This is a genomic window from Paenibacillus xylanilyticus, from assembly GCF_013359935.1.
Taxonomy (GTDB): Bacteria; Bacillota; Bacilli; order Paenibacillales; family Paenibacillaceae; genus Paenibacillus; species Paenibacillus xylanilyticus.
In genome coordinates, this window is record NZ_JABMCB010000202.1 from 479,437 (window position 1) to 495,103 (window position 15,667).

Consider the following 15,667-nt stretch of genomic DNA (forward strand, 5'->3'; position numbering starts at 1 on the left):
GACACCCCTGGCTAACCTTCATAGCAAATACAACTAAGGTCATTCCTTATCTTTAATATCTTTCAAGAATTTCAGGACAGTTTCGCTCATCTCCTTGGATTTAGTCCAATGAAGATAATGATGACCTTGTAAAGGGAAGATTGTACTCGAGGGATGATCGGTAAGCTGAGTTTGTAAAAAAGTGAATTGAGATCTCCCATCCTCACTTACCCTGCCATCGTCTCTTGTAAAAAACAATACGGGTATATCTGATGGAAACGACATCTGAGCAGTTTTTCTTACATTGTCACCCAGTTCACTTGCCTCTTGAATAACATTTTTGTTGTAACCGTTCCATGCCGTCATTGCTTTGGTCATTGCTAAATTCTCGTCCGAGTAAGCACCTTCACTTGCAAGAGGAAGATAAGCACTACCATCCAAATATACAGCAAGTCTAGCTAACCCGATGGGCGCCGCATATCTCATATAACCCGGGATGGCCGGAGGGGATTCATTGAAATAAGCAAGGGCCGCTGGCAGCGTCGCGTCTATTCCAACAACCGCCTTAACCTCTTCAGGATACTCATGAGCATAGTACATGCTGTAAATCCCTGAAATAGAATGCGGCATTAATACATATGGCCCTTTGATATTTAATTGCTGCAATGCACTTCTTAGTTCCCCAACGATGTGCTCCACCGTTCTTTTCTTATCCGTCTTATCACTCCAGCCATATCCGAACGGCTCTAGGACGACAACTCTATTATGGTTGGACATTTCATTAATTAATGGTTCAAAGTCCAGCACAGGTGAGACTGTTCCCAGGCCGCTTAATAAGACAATAGTGTTGGGTCCGTTACCTTTTGTGTAGATATGCATCCGTTGATTCTCAATTTGTACATACTGACCTATAGCCGGGTATTTGTGCTGCTCTACCAGCTTCATGACATGATGAAAGCCGATCCAGATGAGTACAGTGGACAACATGACGAGAAACAGTCTCTTGAAGATGGTTAGAATCTTATTTTTCTTTTTGACAATCACGTAGTAGTTTGCTCCCTCCCATTCTTTTTACGGTAAAAAACGCCTTTATATAGAGTATTTTTGCCATGTTAAGTCTTTCAAACGTCTGCTGTTTTAATCTTCTATTGTGTATTTGTTTATCCCCTTGGGAACGATCATAACCCTCCAGGCTTAAGACAAAGTATGGAGCAAGTTTAAGTTTAGTTTAAAGTTCTCATTTTTTGTTGCGCCAGGAGCTTTTTTGTCCTTGATTTGATCTGTGTCAAAATATTTTTAAAATGAAAAGACAGCCGCAGCAAGGATTTTACTATAAAGTGAAGACTTAGGATCACGGCTTGTATTAATAACATCCACAACCAAAAAGTCCGCAACATACATCGAAACGAGGCTTCATTTTACGGGATAAATGTACGATATATTATGTACAGACTTTTATTAAAATTTTAACTATTAAGATTATGGGATCTGTAAATCAAGGTATTGAGGGGGAAATGCAGTGAAAACAAAGATGGCATCTATACTAAAAATGAGATCTTTAAGAACAAAGCTAGTCACTCTATGCTTGGCTATACTAATCGTGCCCACGATCGTGATCGGGTTCACTTCGTATACGGTATCGAAAAATGAAATGAATGAATCGGGCAAGGCAGCACTCGAAAATAGTGTGCGGATGGTCATTGGCATGATTAATCTCCTCAATGAACAAGTGGAGAATGGAGATTTAACATTGGAGCAAGCACAGGAAAAGCTCCGGGTCGAACTGCTCGGTGAAAAGAATGCCGATAATAAGCGCCCTGTAAAAAGTGAATATACTGTAGGGGAGACCGGATATCCATGGGCAGTTGATAAGGATGCCCATTCCGTGATGAATCCCTCAAATGAAGGTCAGGATCTGACAGATGTTGTAACGGAAGATGGCGTATATTTGGGAAAAGAGCTCGTTAGCGTTGGAACAGCTGGAGGAGGATTTGTCACCTACAAGTGGGCTCTACCCGATACAGGTGAAGTAGAAACGAAAGTTTCATATGTCGAAATGGATCCACATTGGGGATGGATCATCGGTTCAGGTGCGTATTTAAGTGAGTTCAACAGCGGTGCCACAAAAGTCCTCTATCTTGTTCTAATTGTTATGGCAGTTGCGGTTGTTCTCGGATCAATTATCGTAAGCTTTGTTTCGGGGCGATTAACGAATCCTATCCTAAAGATTGCAAAGCGACTGAAATCAGTTGCAGAAGGTGATCTGACCGTTGAAGAAGTTAAAATGAAATCCAAAGATGAGATCGGTGAGCTGGCTAAGGATTTTAATGAAATGATTAAAAATATGAGATATCTCATTAGCCAAGTAGATCTCTCTACCAAGCAGGTCGCTTCATCCTCCAAAGAATTGACCCTTGGAGCAGAGCACACCAGTCAAGCAACTGAGAATATCACCATGTCGATTCAAGAATCCGCATCCGGTGCACAAGAGCAGCAAATGATGCTTCAAAGGACAACCAACTCACTCGAGGAGATATCGATTGGTATCCAGCGAATAGCTGAAAGCTCATCCACCATTGCCGATTCTTCTGTTGATGCGATGGAATTAGCGAACATCGGTGGTACTGCCGTAGAACACACGGCCAAACAAATGAACCTGATTAACCATTCGGTTAATGAAACGGATGTAGTCATGAGGATGCTGGATGAACGCAGCCAGCAGATCGGTACGATGTTACATGCCATTACGGATATCGCCCAGCAGACTAATCTTCTTGCTTTAAATGCTTCGATTGAGGCTGCACGTGCAGGAGAAGAAGGCCGCGGTTTCTCCGTAGTTGCTGCTGAAGTGAGAAAACTTGCTGAACAATCGAATCAGTCGTCGGGGCAAATTTCCACGTTGATTCAAGATATGCGTTTGGATATAGAACAATCTCTTAAAACGTTGGAACGAGTTAAACAGGACGTCGACTCAGGTATACAGATTGCTAATGAGACGGAACAACAGTTTAACAAAATTGTGGGATCCACAAACTTTATCGCGCAGCAAACGGAAGAACTCGCCAGTGTTACACAGCAGATAACTGCAAGTGTTCAGGAAATAACAGCGGGCCAAGAGCAAGTTACGAATCTTGCGCTTCAAGCTGCAGACAACTCACAAAATATTGCTGCATCTTCGGAGGAACAACTGGCTTCAATGGAGCAAATTACGAGCCTTGCCACAACTTTGTCGGATATGTCACAGAAATTAGAGAATCTGACAGAGAAATTCAAATACTAATGATGAGGTTTCACAACATGCCTTCTTATCTGAGAGTATAGCTCTCAGTGAGAAGGTTTTTTAGACTGCTTATGAGCGCTACAATGCCAGCTAATTTCACGCTATGAATGGGTAATGAAAAAGCAGCAGAATGTATTAACCAGCTGATGAAGGAACTTTAATTGAAATGATTGCTCAGGCGCATCAAAAAATCCCGCTGCAAGCAGCGAGAGTCTGAAAATAACGGTATCCATCTTGGATTTCTTAATATATATCCATTCGTACCTAACATTGACTTCAGGTGTCGTAACTGACCAGATAATGTTGGAGCTCCGTGTTATAGCAGCCGATACTGTGTTCAATCAGTCTGCCTTCTCCGTCGAAGGAATTTCGCAAGCGCTTGAGCACATGTGTCCCCGGGAGGAGCTCCAGCAGCTGGCACACCTCATGAGGTGCCGGCTCTACAAAGAAACGGTCCTTGAAGTTTTCCAGCACAATGTCGTTCTCCTCCAGTGAGTCATACAGCGACTGGATGTCTGCATCCATTTCTGCCGTGCCTCCGCCGGGCAGTGCAGCTGCAGCCAAGAAGTGGATCAGATGAATATAAGGCTGTCCGTTTAGAATGTAGAGCCGTTCAATCCGCTGGCAATACGGCCCGTAGCGGACATAGTCCTCTGTTCCGGTATCATTGGTGATTAACCGGGAATTTAGCAGTCTCTTTTCCAGCTTATGGCCCTCTTCTACAAGCAGCTCCGTAAACCGTTTGCCCTTGGAGAGCTTCTGATAGGAGGTATTGCGCATCACAATTGTTCCGACACCGCTTTTCTTTTGCACATAGCCTTCGTGGGACAGCTCCTGGACCGCGCCGCGGACCGTCATTTTACTGACGCCGAATTCTTTCTCCAACTGCGGCTCGGAGGGGATGATGCTTCCAAGAGGATATACCCCATGCAGAATCCGGTCTTTGAGAATTTTTTGAATTTGTTGATATAAAGGACCTTGCTTGCGTTTCAGTGACACTCGCTGTTCACTACCTTTCAACATCTAAGGTATGGTCTGACAACGCCCGGAGCACCTCGCTCTCGGTAAAAAGCGCTGTATCGCCTTGAGTGGTATGGGCCAGCATCGCTGCCGCCGATGCCATATTAACAGTCTGCTGATGCGGGTATTGCTGCAATTCCCCATGGATAACAGCGCTCGCAAACACATCGCCGGCACCAATCCGGTCATACACAGGGAAGGTCAGCTTGCTGGAAAACACGAACGTACCTTGATGATATATATATCCTGTCAGGGAATGCGTATTGTCAGCGTTAATTTCACGGTGGGTTCCTGCTGTCATACCGATGCGGAAGCGTTCCGCAACTTCTGGAATTGCTTGCTTCAACTGCGTTATTCTATCATATTCTCCGGTTCCAATGCCAAGAATATACTGTGCATCCTTCTCATTCATCAGCACCAGGTCAGCCAGCTCCAACAGTTCCTCATAATGCGGGCGGGCCTTGGTATAGCCGTCCTCCCCCCATAACGCAGGACGATAATTGCAGTCAAAAACAATCTTGCCACCGGCACTTTTCACTTCCATAGCAAGCTGTTTCATCTGCTTGCGCACACCTTCATTCATTGCCAGCGTAATTCCGCACAAATGAAGAACGTCGACCTTGGAAGCGAGCGCTACCATATCATAATTGCTCGCCTCCGCGGTATTGAAGCTGCTGCCCAGCCGGTCTGTGTAGGTGACTCTGCCGGGGCGAGCTCCAAAGCCATTCTCCAGAAAGTACATCCCCAGCTGCTTTCCGCCTTGGCTAATTAGTGAAGTATCCACGCCAAGCTTGCGAAGATAAGCAAAAGCCGCTTCGCCCAGCGGAGTTTCCGGCAAGGTGGTAATAAGCGCACCATGATGGCCGTATCTGGCCAGTGCAGCAGTTACATTCACCCCGCTGCCGGAAAAAGAATACTCCAGCCTGTTGCTCTGCACCAGTGTTTCATAGCCCGGAACCTGCAGCCGCATCATCACTTCACCAAAAGCAGCAATCCTAGGCATACCGGTCCACCAGCAATTTCATTGTTTCAAGTAATCGATGGACATCCTGTACGTTCGTACTCCCTGTCTGCGGGTCAATAATGGAGGAATACACATGCGGGATAACCTGCGGCACGCCTGCCTGAAGTGCAATCTCCAGAATGGGTCCGAAGTTAACCAGGTCAATTCCGCCCGTAGGCTCCAGAGCAAACCCGGCTTCCCCGCAGGCCTTGGCGACCGCACGGTACTCTTCCTCCAGCTTCAGTCCCTGCATCGGATAATATTTGAGCGCATTGCCGCCCATATCACGAACCAGTGCAATGGCGGCATGAACCGGAACAATAGCCTGCGGAGTGGTTCCCGAACTGATGGGGCCCGTTGATATATTTACATAGCCCGGCTTCCCGCACGGAGAGACCAGGCTGTTAATCCAGCTGTCCTTAGCCCCCAGATTGGCGCGGGTCGCCCCCACTGCCGGGAATACCTGATTGATATGGCTTCCCGGATAACTTGCGGCAATCTCCGCCACAACTGCCGCCTGGCGGTTGTCTCCGGCCCCGAGTCCAATGGATACGGCATCTCGGATAGCCTGACCATATTCAGTCATGGCGGCTACCGCTTCTTCCACCGTATCATAATTTTTGGAGAGCACACCTACCAGTACATATCCTTCCGCAGCCTTGAACACATCCTTAGCGTTCCCGATACTGCCGGCCAGTACATTAAGTGCGGCCCGGTTCTTATACAGACGCTGATGAATATGACTCATGCTTGTTCGCCCCCCACGATTTCATGTATTCTGCTGACGATGACCTGAAGATCATCACCTTGCAGAGACCTCGGATCAATATCGAAATAACCCTGCTTGACGCCATAGTCACGGGTATATACCGCAATTACACCTTCACGCAGCTGGTCATTGACACTTCCTGCATCCATCCCTGCTACAGAGGAATCAATCTGGATACGCCCGCGGAAAATCGCTCTGCCTGCTTCATCCTGAACGATACGGACCGAAACACCAGGAAGCCCGGCCAGCGGCTGAAGAGCCTCCAGCGCCAGCTTCTCCCGCTCACTGTGATCGGCTTTGTCCTGATATTCATCCAGGGCCTGAAGCAGCCCGAAGGTGGTCTCTTTGCCGACCTTCATACTTCGGCCGATCCCGTGCAGCTGTACCTTCAACCACTCGACGTATTTCTTTTTGCCAGCGACGATACCGGAGGTAGGACCTTCAATAGCTTTCGATCCGCTGTAAATCGCCAAATCCGAATAGTGGACATATTTGCGCAGATCCTCTTCCGCAGCCGCATCAACAATCAGTGGGATCCCTTGACGCTGCGCAACCTCCCAGGCCTCTTCCACAGAAATCATATTCTTCTGAACGGCGTGATGGGATTTCACATAGAGAATGGCTGCAGTGCGTTCACCGATGGCCTGTTCGATATGCTCTTTGCGACCTTCATTGGCGTATCCGACTTCCACTATCCGGCCACCGCCAAGGAATACCATGGATTCGACAGGCGCTCCATACTGTACATTATGGCCTTTTAGCATAATAATTTCATTTTTTAATATCGGCTCCTGGTGCAGGCGAAGGCTGAGCCTCGGATCTCCGGCGGTCACAATGGCTGCCACCGACAGCGCTATGCCGCTGGATGCCGAGTTCACAACAACTGCCCCTTCGGAACCAAGCAGGCGTGCAATATATTCTCCGGATTTGTCTACAAGATCTGCAATTTCCACGTACTGCTGTCCGCCCTGCTTCATCGCCTCCATGACCGAATCCGTAGGTGCGGAAACACCAAGGATGCTCATTCTTCCACTGGCATTAATAACACGCTTCAATCCATATCTAGCCTGTAATGAGTGATCCATTTACAAAGACTCCTTTAGCCTCAATATAGTGTTGCGCAACCCGGACATCGCCTTCCGAGTCCTCAAGCTGCTTCTCGCCTGTTTCCAGGGCAAACAAAGTCAGATTCGCCTCCTGTCCCACCCTAATCTGGCCGAGCTCCGGCTTGCCGAGCCACTCCGCTGCGCTGCTTGTCACTGCGCGGATCACCTCTTCCAGACTGTAGCCGAGAACCAAAAATTTCGTCAGCACATTCGACATACTGTACACCGGCCCGTTCAGACGGTTGCCCCGGTAAATATCCGTGCTGATTGTATTCAGCGCAATGCCTGCCGCCTTGGCCTGTTCTGCAATCCGGAAGGAGAAGCTCGCTGTGCCATGCCCCACATCCAGATGAACTCCCCGCGCAGCTGCATCCAGCAGCCCTTGCAGCGGTGTGCCGTCCGCATGGAATAGATTGTTGGACTTGCCGTTAAGATAATGGGTAATTACATCGCCCGGCTGTAAAATCTTCAGCACTTCGGTGATCACGGGCGGAGCAGAACCGATATGCACCATGAGCGGAAGCTTTGTTTCTTCCGACAGTGTGCGTGCAAGCTTGAGCGGCTCAATGCCGCTGTCTTTGACGACACTTTGACTGATGCGGGCTTTCAGACCAACGATGAAATCAGGATAAGCCGCTGCCGCCTCTAACGCCTTGGCCCGGTCAATCCATTCCAGTTGCGACAATTCATCTGTCCGTTCGAGCCCGATCCTTGAAATATTCAACAGAGCAAATACCTGTGTGTCAGCCTTCAGCCTCGAGATATACAAATCTCCGATCCGGTCTGCACCGCAGCTACCAGCATCCACCAGCGTTGTTACCCCCTGCTTCACACCAATTTCGTCGATCTCGTCGCCATAGGGATCAAGCTCCGGCACGGCATGCACATGCAGATCAATCCATCCGCTGGACACATATAACCCGGAACAGTCTAGGCCGTTCTCTCCTTCAGCCTGGCCTGGCGGTGTAATGGCAGTGATCATCCCATCCTGAATGGCGATATCTACAATCCGCCCGTCAACAAGCTGCAAATTGCGCAGTACATTCTCTGTGCCCACTCATCCCATCTCCTTTTTCAACCCCGGTATACAGGCGAAATTCAAAAAATGTTTAATGACATGGAACCTGTACATCCTTATGTTTAAAAAATAAACCTGATGAGCTGCTCCATTCCAAAGATTATAATGTTATAATGTTTATACTAGCACAAGTGTAATCCAGAAGAGAACAGTAATTTATACTCCTAAGATTTTTAATCCGAATATGTTAACACTGGAGGGAATGCTTCATGGCAAATCCGGCACTCAAGCCATCCTTGCTCAACAGATTCAGACTCAGCTGGAATCATTTCAAATCAAGGCTTCTTCTAAAATATGCGTTTTCCTACATCCTCATCTTTCTTATCCCTCTGACCGGTGTAACCATTTTCGTTTACGAAAACGCTGTCAAAGGTCTTCGTGTAGAAATTGAACAATCCAATGTCAATCAGCTTAACCAGGTGAAGAACACTATAGATACCCGTATGAATGAGCTTCAGGAAATAGCGGGAAGAATCGCCTATGACAAACATCTGACTCCCTATATGGTACGCGATCCCTACTACAGCCTGGAGGCGATTCAGGCGCTGGCGAATTACAAAGCCAGCAGCAGCATTACAGAGGACTTGCTCCTCTATTTCCATAATGATTCCAACATTTATTCTTACCGCGGATCAGCTGATCTTCATGTCACCTTTGATACACTCTATCAGTTCGAGCGTTGGACCCCGGAAGAATTGCGGCGGGACTTGAATGAAACCCGGCAGCCCATGGTACGTCCCGCCGAAAATGTGACGGTAAATTCCCGTGTGGAGCCGATGCTCGTCATGCTTGTACCTGTTAAACCGAATGACCCGTATCCTTACGGGACCGTTATCTATTTAATGAAAGAATCCAATCTTACCGGGGTCATGGACTCGATCTTGAGTGACTTCTCGGGGAGCAGCTATATTTTCGGTCCCACTGGAGAGGTGTTGACCGCGAACAGCCATAACGTCAACCTTCCCCAGGACGAGCTCGAGAAGTTATCCGGACTTGAGCCTGGTATTCATAACCTGGAACTGGATGGGGAACAACACTCCGTCGTTTCTGTACAATCTGAAGAAAATGGCTGGACCTATGTGACCACGATGCCCAGCTTCCAGTTCTTCAGCCGTGTCGCCCATGTCCAGACTCTGATTCTGATCGTCTTCTGTATAACGGCCATTACCGGCATAGCTGCCGCACTGCTGCTGGCCAAACGGCAGTACCATCCGATCAGGGATCTGATGGAATTCGCCAAGATGAAAGGCAGCTGCAATGATACTCCCAAACTCCGCAATGAATGGGAATGGATCCGGCAGACTCTCCACGATTACAGTGCCAGAATTGATCTTCAGGAGCCCTTCGTCCGCAATCAGTGCATGCTCCTGCTGCTCAAGCACGGCAAGCCGGATGATCCCGAGATTGAGCAGATGATCTTCAGCACCGGCTTCAGGTATCCTCAGGGACAAGGCCTCTATTTCTCGGCGATCCTTTCCTGGGATGAACCTGTGCCGGGCAAATCCTGGCAGGAACGCCATCTGCTGCAGGAAATACTCAGCAATGTATGTCTGCCCGGTCTAGGTGCTCAGATCTTCGGTGTGGAATTCTCGGTCAAAGACCAGTTTGCCTTAATTATTTCACTTCCCGGTGATGCGAACATGCCCATCCAGAACCAGATGGAGCAGGTTATTGAAGCCATTCAAGCGGTAATCCGCGAGCACTCGCAGCTTTCTCTAAGTATCGGTGTCGGCATGGCCTACATGGACCTGGCACTCCTTAACCAATCCTTCATTGAAGCCGCTGCAGCTCTAGAGCACCGAATGAACCGGCGCAGCGGGCAGGTAACCTACTTCGAGCAGCTTGCAGAGCTGAGTCCTGCCGCTGCCGAGAGCTTTTGGATTCCGCGTAAATCCATGCTGAAGCTGGAGCAGAGCCTGAAGCAGGGCAACGAATCGGTAGCCATCCAGATGATTGCCGATACAATTGATACGATCCAAGACGAGCCGCTACAGGTTCATCTGCTGCGATGCATCTGCTTCGATCTGCTGAACGCTTTTCTGCGCACCGCCTCCGAGCTTGGCATGGACGGAGTGTTCGCCAACATTCCGGAACTGACCTCCTTCGAAACGCTTGAAGAGCTCGAGAACCGTCTGCTCTCTCTGGCCGGTGACATCTGCGCGCAGGTCGAGCGGAATACGGAGACGAGCGAGTCTTCATTAATGGATGACATTCTGGCATACGTGGATGAGCAGTTTGCTGACTACACACTCAGCCTAGAGCATGTGGCGCTTAAGTTTGCCATTTCAACCTCTTATTTAAGCCGGAGCTTCAAAGAGAAGACCGGCAGCAATTTCTCACAATATGTCTGGCAGCGGCGTGTGGATGAGGTCATCCGGCTGCTGGAGAACACGACCGCACCGCTCAAAGAAATTATCGAGCAGGTCGGTTATTTGGATACGCCGAATTTCATCCGCAAGTTCAAAAAAGAAATTGGTCTGACACCGGGGCAGTACCGCAAGGAATATGCCTTAAAGGAGGCTGCTGCGAAATAGACCGTTTTAAGTTGGCGGAGCAGTGGAAACTGCTTTGACGTCCTTTTTGTAGGACGGTGTCATTTCAACTGTTTTGCTGCTGCGCTTCCTGAAGAATATGCTCTACCAGTTCATCCAGTGGAACAGTGGCGAGCGCTATCGCCGTATCCGTTACCCCGTAATAGATATAGAGCAGTCCGTCTTTGACCACGTTCCCGGTCGGGAAGATGACATTCGGAATCTGGAACCCAAATTTCTCATAGTACGTCTCCGGCTCCATTATGAAATGATGTGTCCGGGCAATGATTTTCTCAGGCTGTTCCAAATCCAGCAGCATGGCCCCCACACGGTAGACAATGTCTTCATCGACGCCGTGATAGAGCACCAGCCAGCCCTTATCTGTACGTATCGGAGGCGTAGAGCCTCCGATTTTTCGCGATTCCCAGGACAGGTTGCCGGCGGCAGCAAGCAGTTTGGGCTCTTCCCAGTTCACTAGATCCTCGGAGTAGGTAATCCACATAGCCGCCTTATCCGTTCCGTAGGCTTCTCCCACATATTCCTCGGGGCGGCGCAGCAGCACGAATTTGCCTCCTATTTTTTCGGGGAACAAAATGTTGTCCCGATCATTGATATCAAGAGGTGTCGTGTCCGCCACAAACTCCCAATCCAGCAGATTATCCGATTTCAGAATGGATGACCGGGTCAGCCAATGCCCCTCCTCTTCCCCCCACCCGTCCGGATATTCCGGAATCGAGCGCAGGGGGACGCCTGCCCCGGTAGGATAATAACTCATAGCACAGGGACGTAGGGCATAGTTCAGATAAAAGGTGCCATCGATTTTGACAATCCGCGGGTCCTGCACACTACCGTAAGGGAATCCCAGCATATCGGGCGTCACAATCGGCTCATCCTTCACGTGGGTAAAGTTCACGCCGTCATCACTTTCCAGCAGACCCAAGTAATTTTTGCATGGAGTCAGGGAACCTGCGGTGCGCTCAATCATATAAAATTTGCCGTTATCGATGATGACCGCCGGGTTGAAGACCGTAACCTTGCGCCATTCATAGCCGCCCGGGACGACAATCGGATTATTCGGATGTCTCGTGATTTGCATGTCTTTCCCTCCTGAGATTAATGTTCGTGGTGTAGTTTGAATTAGTTGGATTTCCAGCGGTCATAGGCAGCCTGGTTGATTTCAGCCACACGCTCTCCGCCCATTTTCTTGACGGTCGCCACATAATTGTCCCAGCCCGTAAGCGGCTCGGCACCAGTGATAAACTTCGCTTCCATCTGTTTCACATATGTGCTCAAATCAGAATTCAGGCTGCTGATTTCGGTCTGCTCTTCCACGGTGAAGAACAGAGTCGGGAACGGAATTCGTGCCCCTTTATCGAGCAGCTTCTGCTGGGTTTCCTGCTCTACCCAGAGGTCAAAGTCTGTCTTCAGTCCTTTATTGATATCATCCATGGATAAGGTTGGAGCAGGAATGCCGTAGTTAGGCGTCAGAGTTGCCCGGTAATCTTCCATTTCCTTGCCGTCCGGTACCGGTAAGTACTTCTTGACCCTGTTCTCTTTATCGGTGTATTCCCAGAGAATGCCTTCCGGCCCTTTATTGAAGAACATAGCGCCTTCATAGGAATAGAGATAATCCACCCAGCGCATGGAGGCTTCTGGCGCCGGATTGTTCTGCGTGATGGCAAAGGCGCCGGTTGAAATTCCTTTGTTCTTGGCAATCGCAGGAGCAGCAACCGTTTCACTGCGGACAGGCGCAAACATCGGATCTGCCGTCGAAGGCTCTCCGCCTTTGGTCATGTAGGCATTCCAGTCAGAGAAAAGGGCGACCTGATTATTCTGCGCTTTGGCCTTCTTTTGCTCTGCCGTCTGCGAGAAGCTCTCATGATCCAGCAGGTCTTCGGACCACAGGCGGTTCATATAGGTCAGATATTCCTTATAGCCTTCTTCAAGCGGTGTATAATGCACCTTGTCCTCATCGTCCACATAAATTTCCTCTTCATAGATGCCGAAGGCGCCAAGCAGCCAGGTACGGATATCGCGAAGATTCGCAGCGGGTGTTGTCACCGAGGAAATCGGAATTTCATCCGCTATGCCATTGCCGTTCGGATCTTCCTCCTTCACACGCTTCAAGTAGGTATACAGCTCTTCTGTCGTTTCGGGGAGCTTCTCGATATTCAGCGCCTTCAGGAAGTCCCCGTTATACCACATCGGATTGCGGTACCAGTGCTGGCTGAATTCCACTACTGGCAAGGAATAGATATGCCCGTCCGGTGCAGTAATCGATTTGCGGACATCCGGATTCTCTTCCAGCAGCGCCTTGAAGTTCGGAGCGTATTCATCAATCAGATCCTCAAGAGGAATGAGGATACCCTGCTCTCCGTAATTCATCTGCTCTGCAGTCGTCAGACCGGCAGCATAGAGGATATCCGGGTAATCTCCGCTGGCGAGCACCAGATTCTTCTTGGTCTCGAAGCTGTCCTTCGGTGCATTTTTATATTCCAGCGTAATGCCAGTCTTCTCCTGCATCTGCTGGAGCACCGCCATGTTCTCCCAGTTCTGAATCCCTACATCGGGCGCCATAAGCGTCAGGGTAACGGATTCATTGACAATCGGAAAACCTTCTTTATTCACAGCAACCTCTCCGGTATTGTTATTCGCTGTACCTTCGTTTGAATTGCTGCAGCCTGCCAGCAGTGTAAGCACTAGAGCCGAAGACAGCAGAAGCTTCCATGGTTTGCGTGTGGTCTGCATAAATGATTCCTCCCTTGTTATCATTACATTCTAAACGTTTAGCCTTTAACAGAGCCAATCATGACTCCTTGGACAAAGTAACGCTGCAGGAACGGATAGACCGCCACGATGGGCAGTGTGGAGACAACAATGACTCCATATTTGATCAGTGATGCCGTTTCCGCCTTATTATTCATAGCGGTCGCCACCTCGCTGTTGATTGAAGCGCCCGTGGTTTCGGCCGACATTTCCTGAAGGACAAGGATCTGGCGCAGAACCATCTGCAGCGGATACTTGGCATCATCATTCAAATAGATTAGAGACGGGAAATAGCTGTTCCAGTGCCCAACTCCATAGAACAACGCCATAACCGCTATAATCGGTGCCGACAGCGGCAGAATAATGCGGATGAACAGCTTCAGATTTGTACAACCGTCAATATGCGCCGCTTCCTGCAGTTCCTTCGGAATGGTCGTCTGAAAAAAAGTGCGGGCCACAACGATATTCCAGACCGAAGCGGCCACCGGCAGAATCAATGCCCACATGCTGTTAATGAGTCCAAGGTTCTTGACTAGCAGATACGTCGGCACGAGTCCGCCGCTGAAGAACATCGTGAACAAAATGAGACCCATGAACAGCTGACGCCCGACAAAATCAGATCTGCTAAGCGCATACGAAGCCGGCAAAGTAACGGCGAGATTGACGAGAGTCCCTACCAGCGTGTAAATAATTGTGTTCCAGTAGCCATTCCATATCTTCGGATTCTCAAAAACAAGCTTATAGCCGTCCAGTGTTACATTCCTCGGGAACAGCCACATGGCTCCCGAATTGACGTCCTGCGGCGAACTGATTGAAGCGCTGAGAATATAGATCAGCGGATAGAGAACAACCAGCAGTGCAAGGACCAGATAAATATAGGTGCTGATTAGAAACAGCTTGTCCCCCTTGGATTCTTTCATCGCAGTAACCAAAGACTTCAACTCCTTTCTACCAGAGGCTGTTCTCACTGGTGCGTTTGGCGATCTGGTTGACAGTAACAAGCAGAATAACGTTGACTACCGAGTTGAACAATCCGACAGCCGTTGAGAAGCTATACTGGGCGTTCACCAGGCCAGCGCGGTATACATAGGTGGAAATTACATCGGAAGCCTCCATATTAAGCGAATTCTGCAGAAGCAAAATCTTTTCGAAGCCAACGCCCAGAATATTACCCATATTCAAGATCAGCATGATCGTAATGGTGGGCACTATCGTCGGCAGATTGATATGCAGCATCCGTTTAAACCGGCTTGCTCCATCCATAATAGCCGCTTCATGCAGCTGAGGATCTACGCCTGACAGAGCCGCGAGATAAATAATGGTTCCCCACCCGGTGCTCTGCCAGACGCCCGAGAAGACATACACCGTCTTGAACCAGGCCGGATCCGTCAGAAACTCCGCTGGTTGAAGGCCCAGGAACTCAATGAACCGAACAATCATTCCGCTGGAGGGTGATAAAAAGGTAATGATCATCCCTGCCATAACAACGACAGAAATGAAATGTGGCGCATAGGTTACCGTCTGGACCGATTTCTTGAACGGGCCGTTGCGGACCTCATTGAAGGCCAGCGCGAGAATGATCGGCAGCGGAAACCCGAGGGCAAGTTCATAGAAGCTGATACTGAAAGTATTCCAGAGCAAATCCCAGAAAAAATAGGAATTGAAGAATCGTTCAAAATGGTCAAAACCAACCCATTCGCTGCCTGCAATTCCTTTCGAAGGTACGAAATTCTTAAAAGCAATCTGAATGCCGTAAATCGGACCGTAATGAAAAACGAGGAAATACAACATCACAGGAAGCATGAACAGATAGAGCTCCCAATTTTTCCAGATTCTTTTGCCTAGGGATTTGTTCTTCAATGAAGGATTTACGGTTACTGCCGCATGACTCCCCTTCATTCTCCCACTCCTCTCTATGTTAGTTTTCGTTACACAGATTCATGCAGCCGCCTCGCATTTTTGTTGATTCCTTACATGCTAGCGCTTACAAATCAAAGTGTAGTGAAACAAAGCTGACACAGTAAATATGTAGGTTGTGCATTGTCATGTTAAGTGAGTGCAAAACCGCGCTGCTGCGGTACTTTACGGCATGCCCTGCTGTGGGTGACTGCAGCTGGAGCATAGCTGCAATATGT

At 48.9% G+C, this 15,667-nt stretch carries 12 protein-coding genes; 2 read left to right on the forward strand and 10 right to left on the reverse strand.

Going from position 1 to position 15,667, the window contains the following annotated elements:
- Window positions 1–39 precede the first annotated feature (39 nt).
- On the reverse strand, window positions 40–966 hold the full coding sequence (locus HP552_RS28800) for an alpha/beta fold hydrolase (protein WP_246311102.1): 927 nt from the start codon (window positions 964–966) through the stop codon (window positions 40–42).
- Window positions 967–1,498: 532 nt separating this feature from the next.
- On the opposite strand from HP552_RS28800, the gene HP552_RS28805 reads away from it, so the two are divergent.
- Window positions 1,499–3,259, forward strand: coding sequence for a methyl-accepting chemotaxis protein (locus tag HP552_RS28805; protein ID WP_175398787.1), 1,761 nt, complete (start codon window positions 1,499–1,501; stop codon window positions 3,257–3,259).
- Window positions 3,260–3,535: 276 nt separating this feature from the next.
- Here the strand turns inward: HP552_RS28805 and HP552_RS28810 are convergent, their stop codons facing one another.
- Genes HP552_RS28810 through HP552_RS28830 form a run of 5 tightly spaced genes read right to left on the reverse strand, consistent with a single transcriptional unit; the run spans window position 3,536 to window position 8,214 of the window.
- Window positions 3,536–4,258 carry a GntR family transcriptional regulator gene (locus HP552_RS28810; RefSeq protein ID WP_175398788.1) on the reverse strand — a complete coding sequence of 241 codons (723 nt, stop codon included), beginning with the start codon at window positions 4,256–4,258 and terminating at the stop codon, window positions 3,536–3,538.
- 10 nt (window positions 4,259–4,268) lie between these two features.
- Window positions 4,269–5,282: a sugar kinase gene (locus HP552_RS28815; protein WP_175398789.1), complete on the reverse strand. Its 1,014-nt coding sequence runs from the start codon at window positions 5,280–5,282 to the stop codon at window positions 4,269–4,271.
- Window positions 5,275–6,030, reverse strand: coding sequence for a 2-dehydro-3-deoxy-phosphogluconate aldolase (gene dagF / locus HP552_RS28820; RefSeq protein WP_175398790.1), 756 nt, complete (start codon window positions 6,028–6,030; stop codon window positions 5,275–5,277). The genes HP552_RS28815 and dagF overlap by 8 nt, the downstream gene beginning before the upstream one ends.
- Window positions 6,027–7,136, reverse strand: a complete 1,110-nt coding sequence (locus HP552_RS28825; RefSeq protein ID WP_175398791.1) for a DgaE family pyridoxal phosphate-dependent ammonia lyase — start codon at window positions 7,134–7,136, stop codon at window positions 6,027–6,029. The genes dagF and HP552_RS28825 overlap by 4 nt, the downstream gene beginning before the upstream one ends.
- Window positions 7,114–8,214 carry an amidohydrolase/deacetylase family metallohydrolase gene (locus HP552_RS28830; RefSeq protein ID WP_175398792.1) on the reverse strand — a complete coding sequence of 367 codons (1,101 nt, stop codon included), beginning with the start codon at window positions 8,212–8,214 and terminating at the stop codon, window positions 7,114–7,116. The genes HP552_RS28825 and HP552_RS28830 overlap by 23 nt, the downstream gene beginning before the upstream one ends.
- A gap of 230 nt (window positions 8,215–8,444) precedes the next feature.
- Between HP552_RS28830 and HP552_RS28835 the strand changes: the two genes are divergently transcribed.
- Window positions 8,445–10,769 (forward strand): helix-turn-helix domain-containing protein, encoded by a 2,325-nt coding sequence (locus HP552_RS28835; RefSeq protein ID WP_175398793.1) that lies wholly within the window; start codon window positions 8,445–8,447, stop codon window positions 10,767–10,769.
- Window positions 10,770–10,833: 64 nt separating this feature from the next.
- Here the strand turns inward: HP552_RS28835 and HP552_RS28840 are convergent, their stop codons facing one another.
- The 4 genes from HP552_RS28840 to HP552_RS28855 are packed head-to-tail and all read right to left on the reverse strand — an operon-like array spanning window position 10,834 to window position 15,431.
- Window positions 10,834–11,862, reverse strand: a complete 1,029-nt coding sequence (locus tag HP552_RS28840; RefSeq protein WP_175398794.1) for a glycoside hydrolase family 130 protein — start codon at window positions 11,860–11,862, stop codon at window positions 10,834–10,836.
- A gap of 41 nt (window positions 11,863–11,903) precedes the next feature.
- Entirely contained in the window at window positions 11,904–13,514 is a 1,611-nt protein-coding gene (locus tag HP552_RS28845; protein ID WP_175398795.1) for an extracellular solute-binding protein, read from the reverse strand.
- A 38-nt stretch (window positions 13,515–13,552) separates the two neighbouring features.
- The gene (locus HP552_RS28850) at window positions 13,553–14,464 is read right to left on the reverse strand and encodes a carbohydrate ABC transporter permease (RefSeq protein ID WP_175398796.1); all 912 of its coding nucleotides are present in this window, start codon (window positions 14,462–14,464) and stop codon (window positions 13,553–13,555) included.
- Window positions 14,465–14,480: 16 nt separating this feature from the next.
- On the reverse strand, window positions 14,481–15,431 hold the full coding sequence (locus HP552_RS28855; RefSeq protein WP_175398797.1) for an ABC transporter permease: 951 nt from the start codon (window positions 15,429–15,431) through the stop codon (window positions 14,481–14,483).
- Window positions 15,432–15,667: the final 236 nt, after the last annotated feature.

Coding starts and splice junctions, on each gene's coding strand:
- HP552_RS28825 (WP_175398791.1), bottom strand. CDS start 7,136: ATGGATCACTCATTACAGGCTAGATATGGATTGAAGCGTGTTATTAAT.
- HP552_RS28835 (WP_175398793.1), top strand. CDS start 8,445: ATGGCAAATCCGGCACTCAAGCCATCCTTGCTCAACAGATTCAGACTC.
- HP552_RS28840 (WP_175398794.1), bottom strand. CDS start 11,862: ATGCAAATCACGAGACATCCGAATAATCCGATTGTCGTCCCGGGCGGC.
- dagF (WP_175398790.1), bottom strand. CDS start 6,030: ATGAGTCATATTCATCAGCGTCTGTATAAGAACCGGGCCGCACTTAAT.
- HP552_RS28845 (WP_175398795.1), bottom strand. CDS start 13,514: ATGCAGACCACACGCAAACCATGGAAGCTTCTGCTGTCTTCGGCTCTA.
- HP552_RS28800 (WP_246311102.1), bottom strand. CDS start 966: ATGTTGTCCACTGTACTCATCTGGATCGGCTTTCATCATGTCATGAAG.
- HP552_RS28855 (WP_175398797.1), bottom strand. CDS start 15,431: ATGAAGGGGAGTCATGCGGCAGTAACCGTAAATCCTTCATTGAAGAAC.
- HP552_RS28815 (WP_175398789.1), bottom strand. CDS start 5,282: ATGCCTAGGATTGCTGCTTTTGGTGAAGTGATGATGCGGCTGCAGGTT.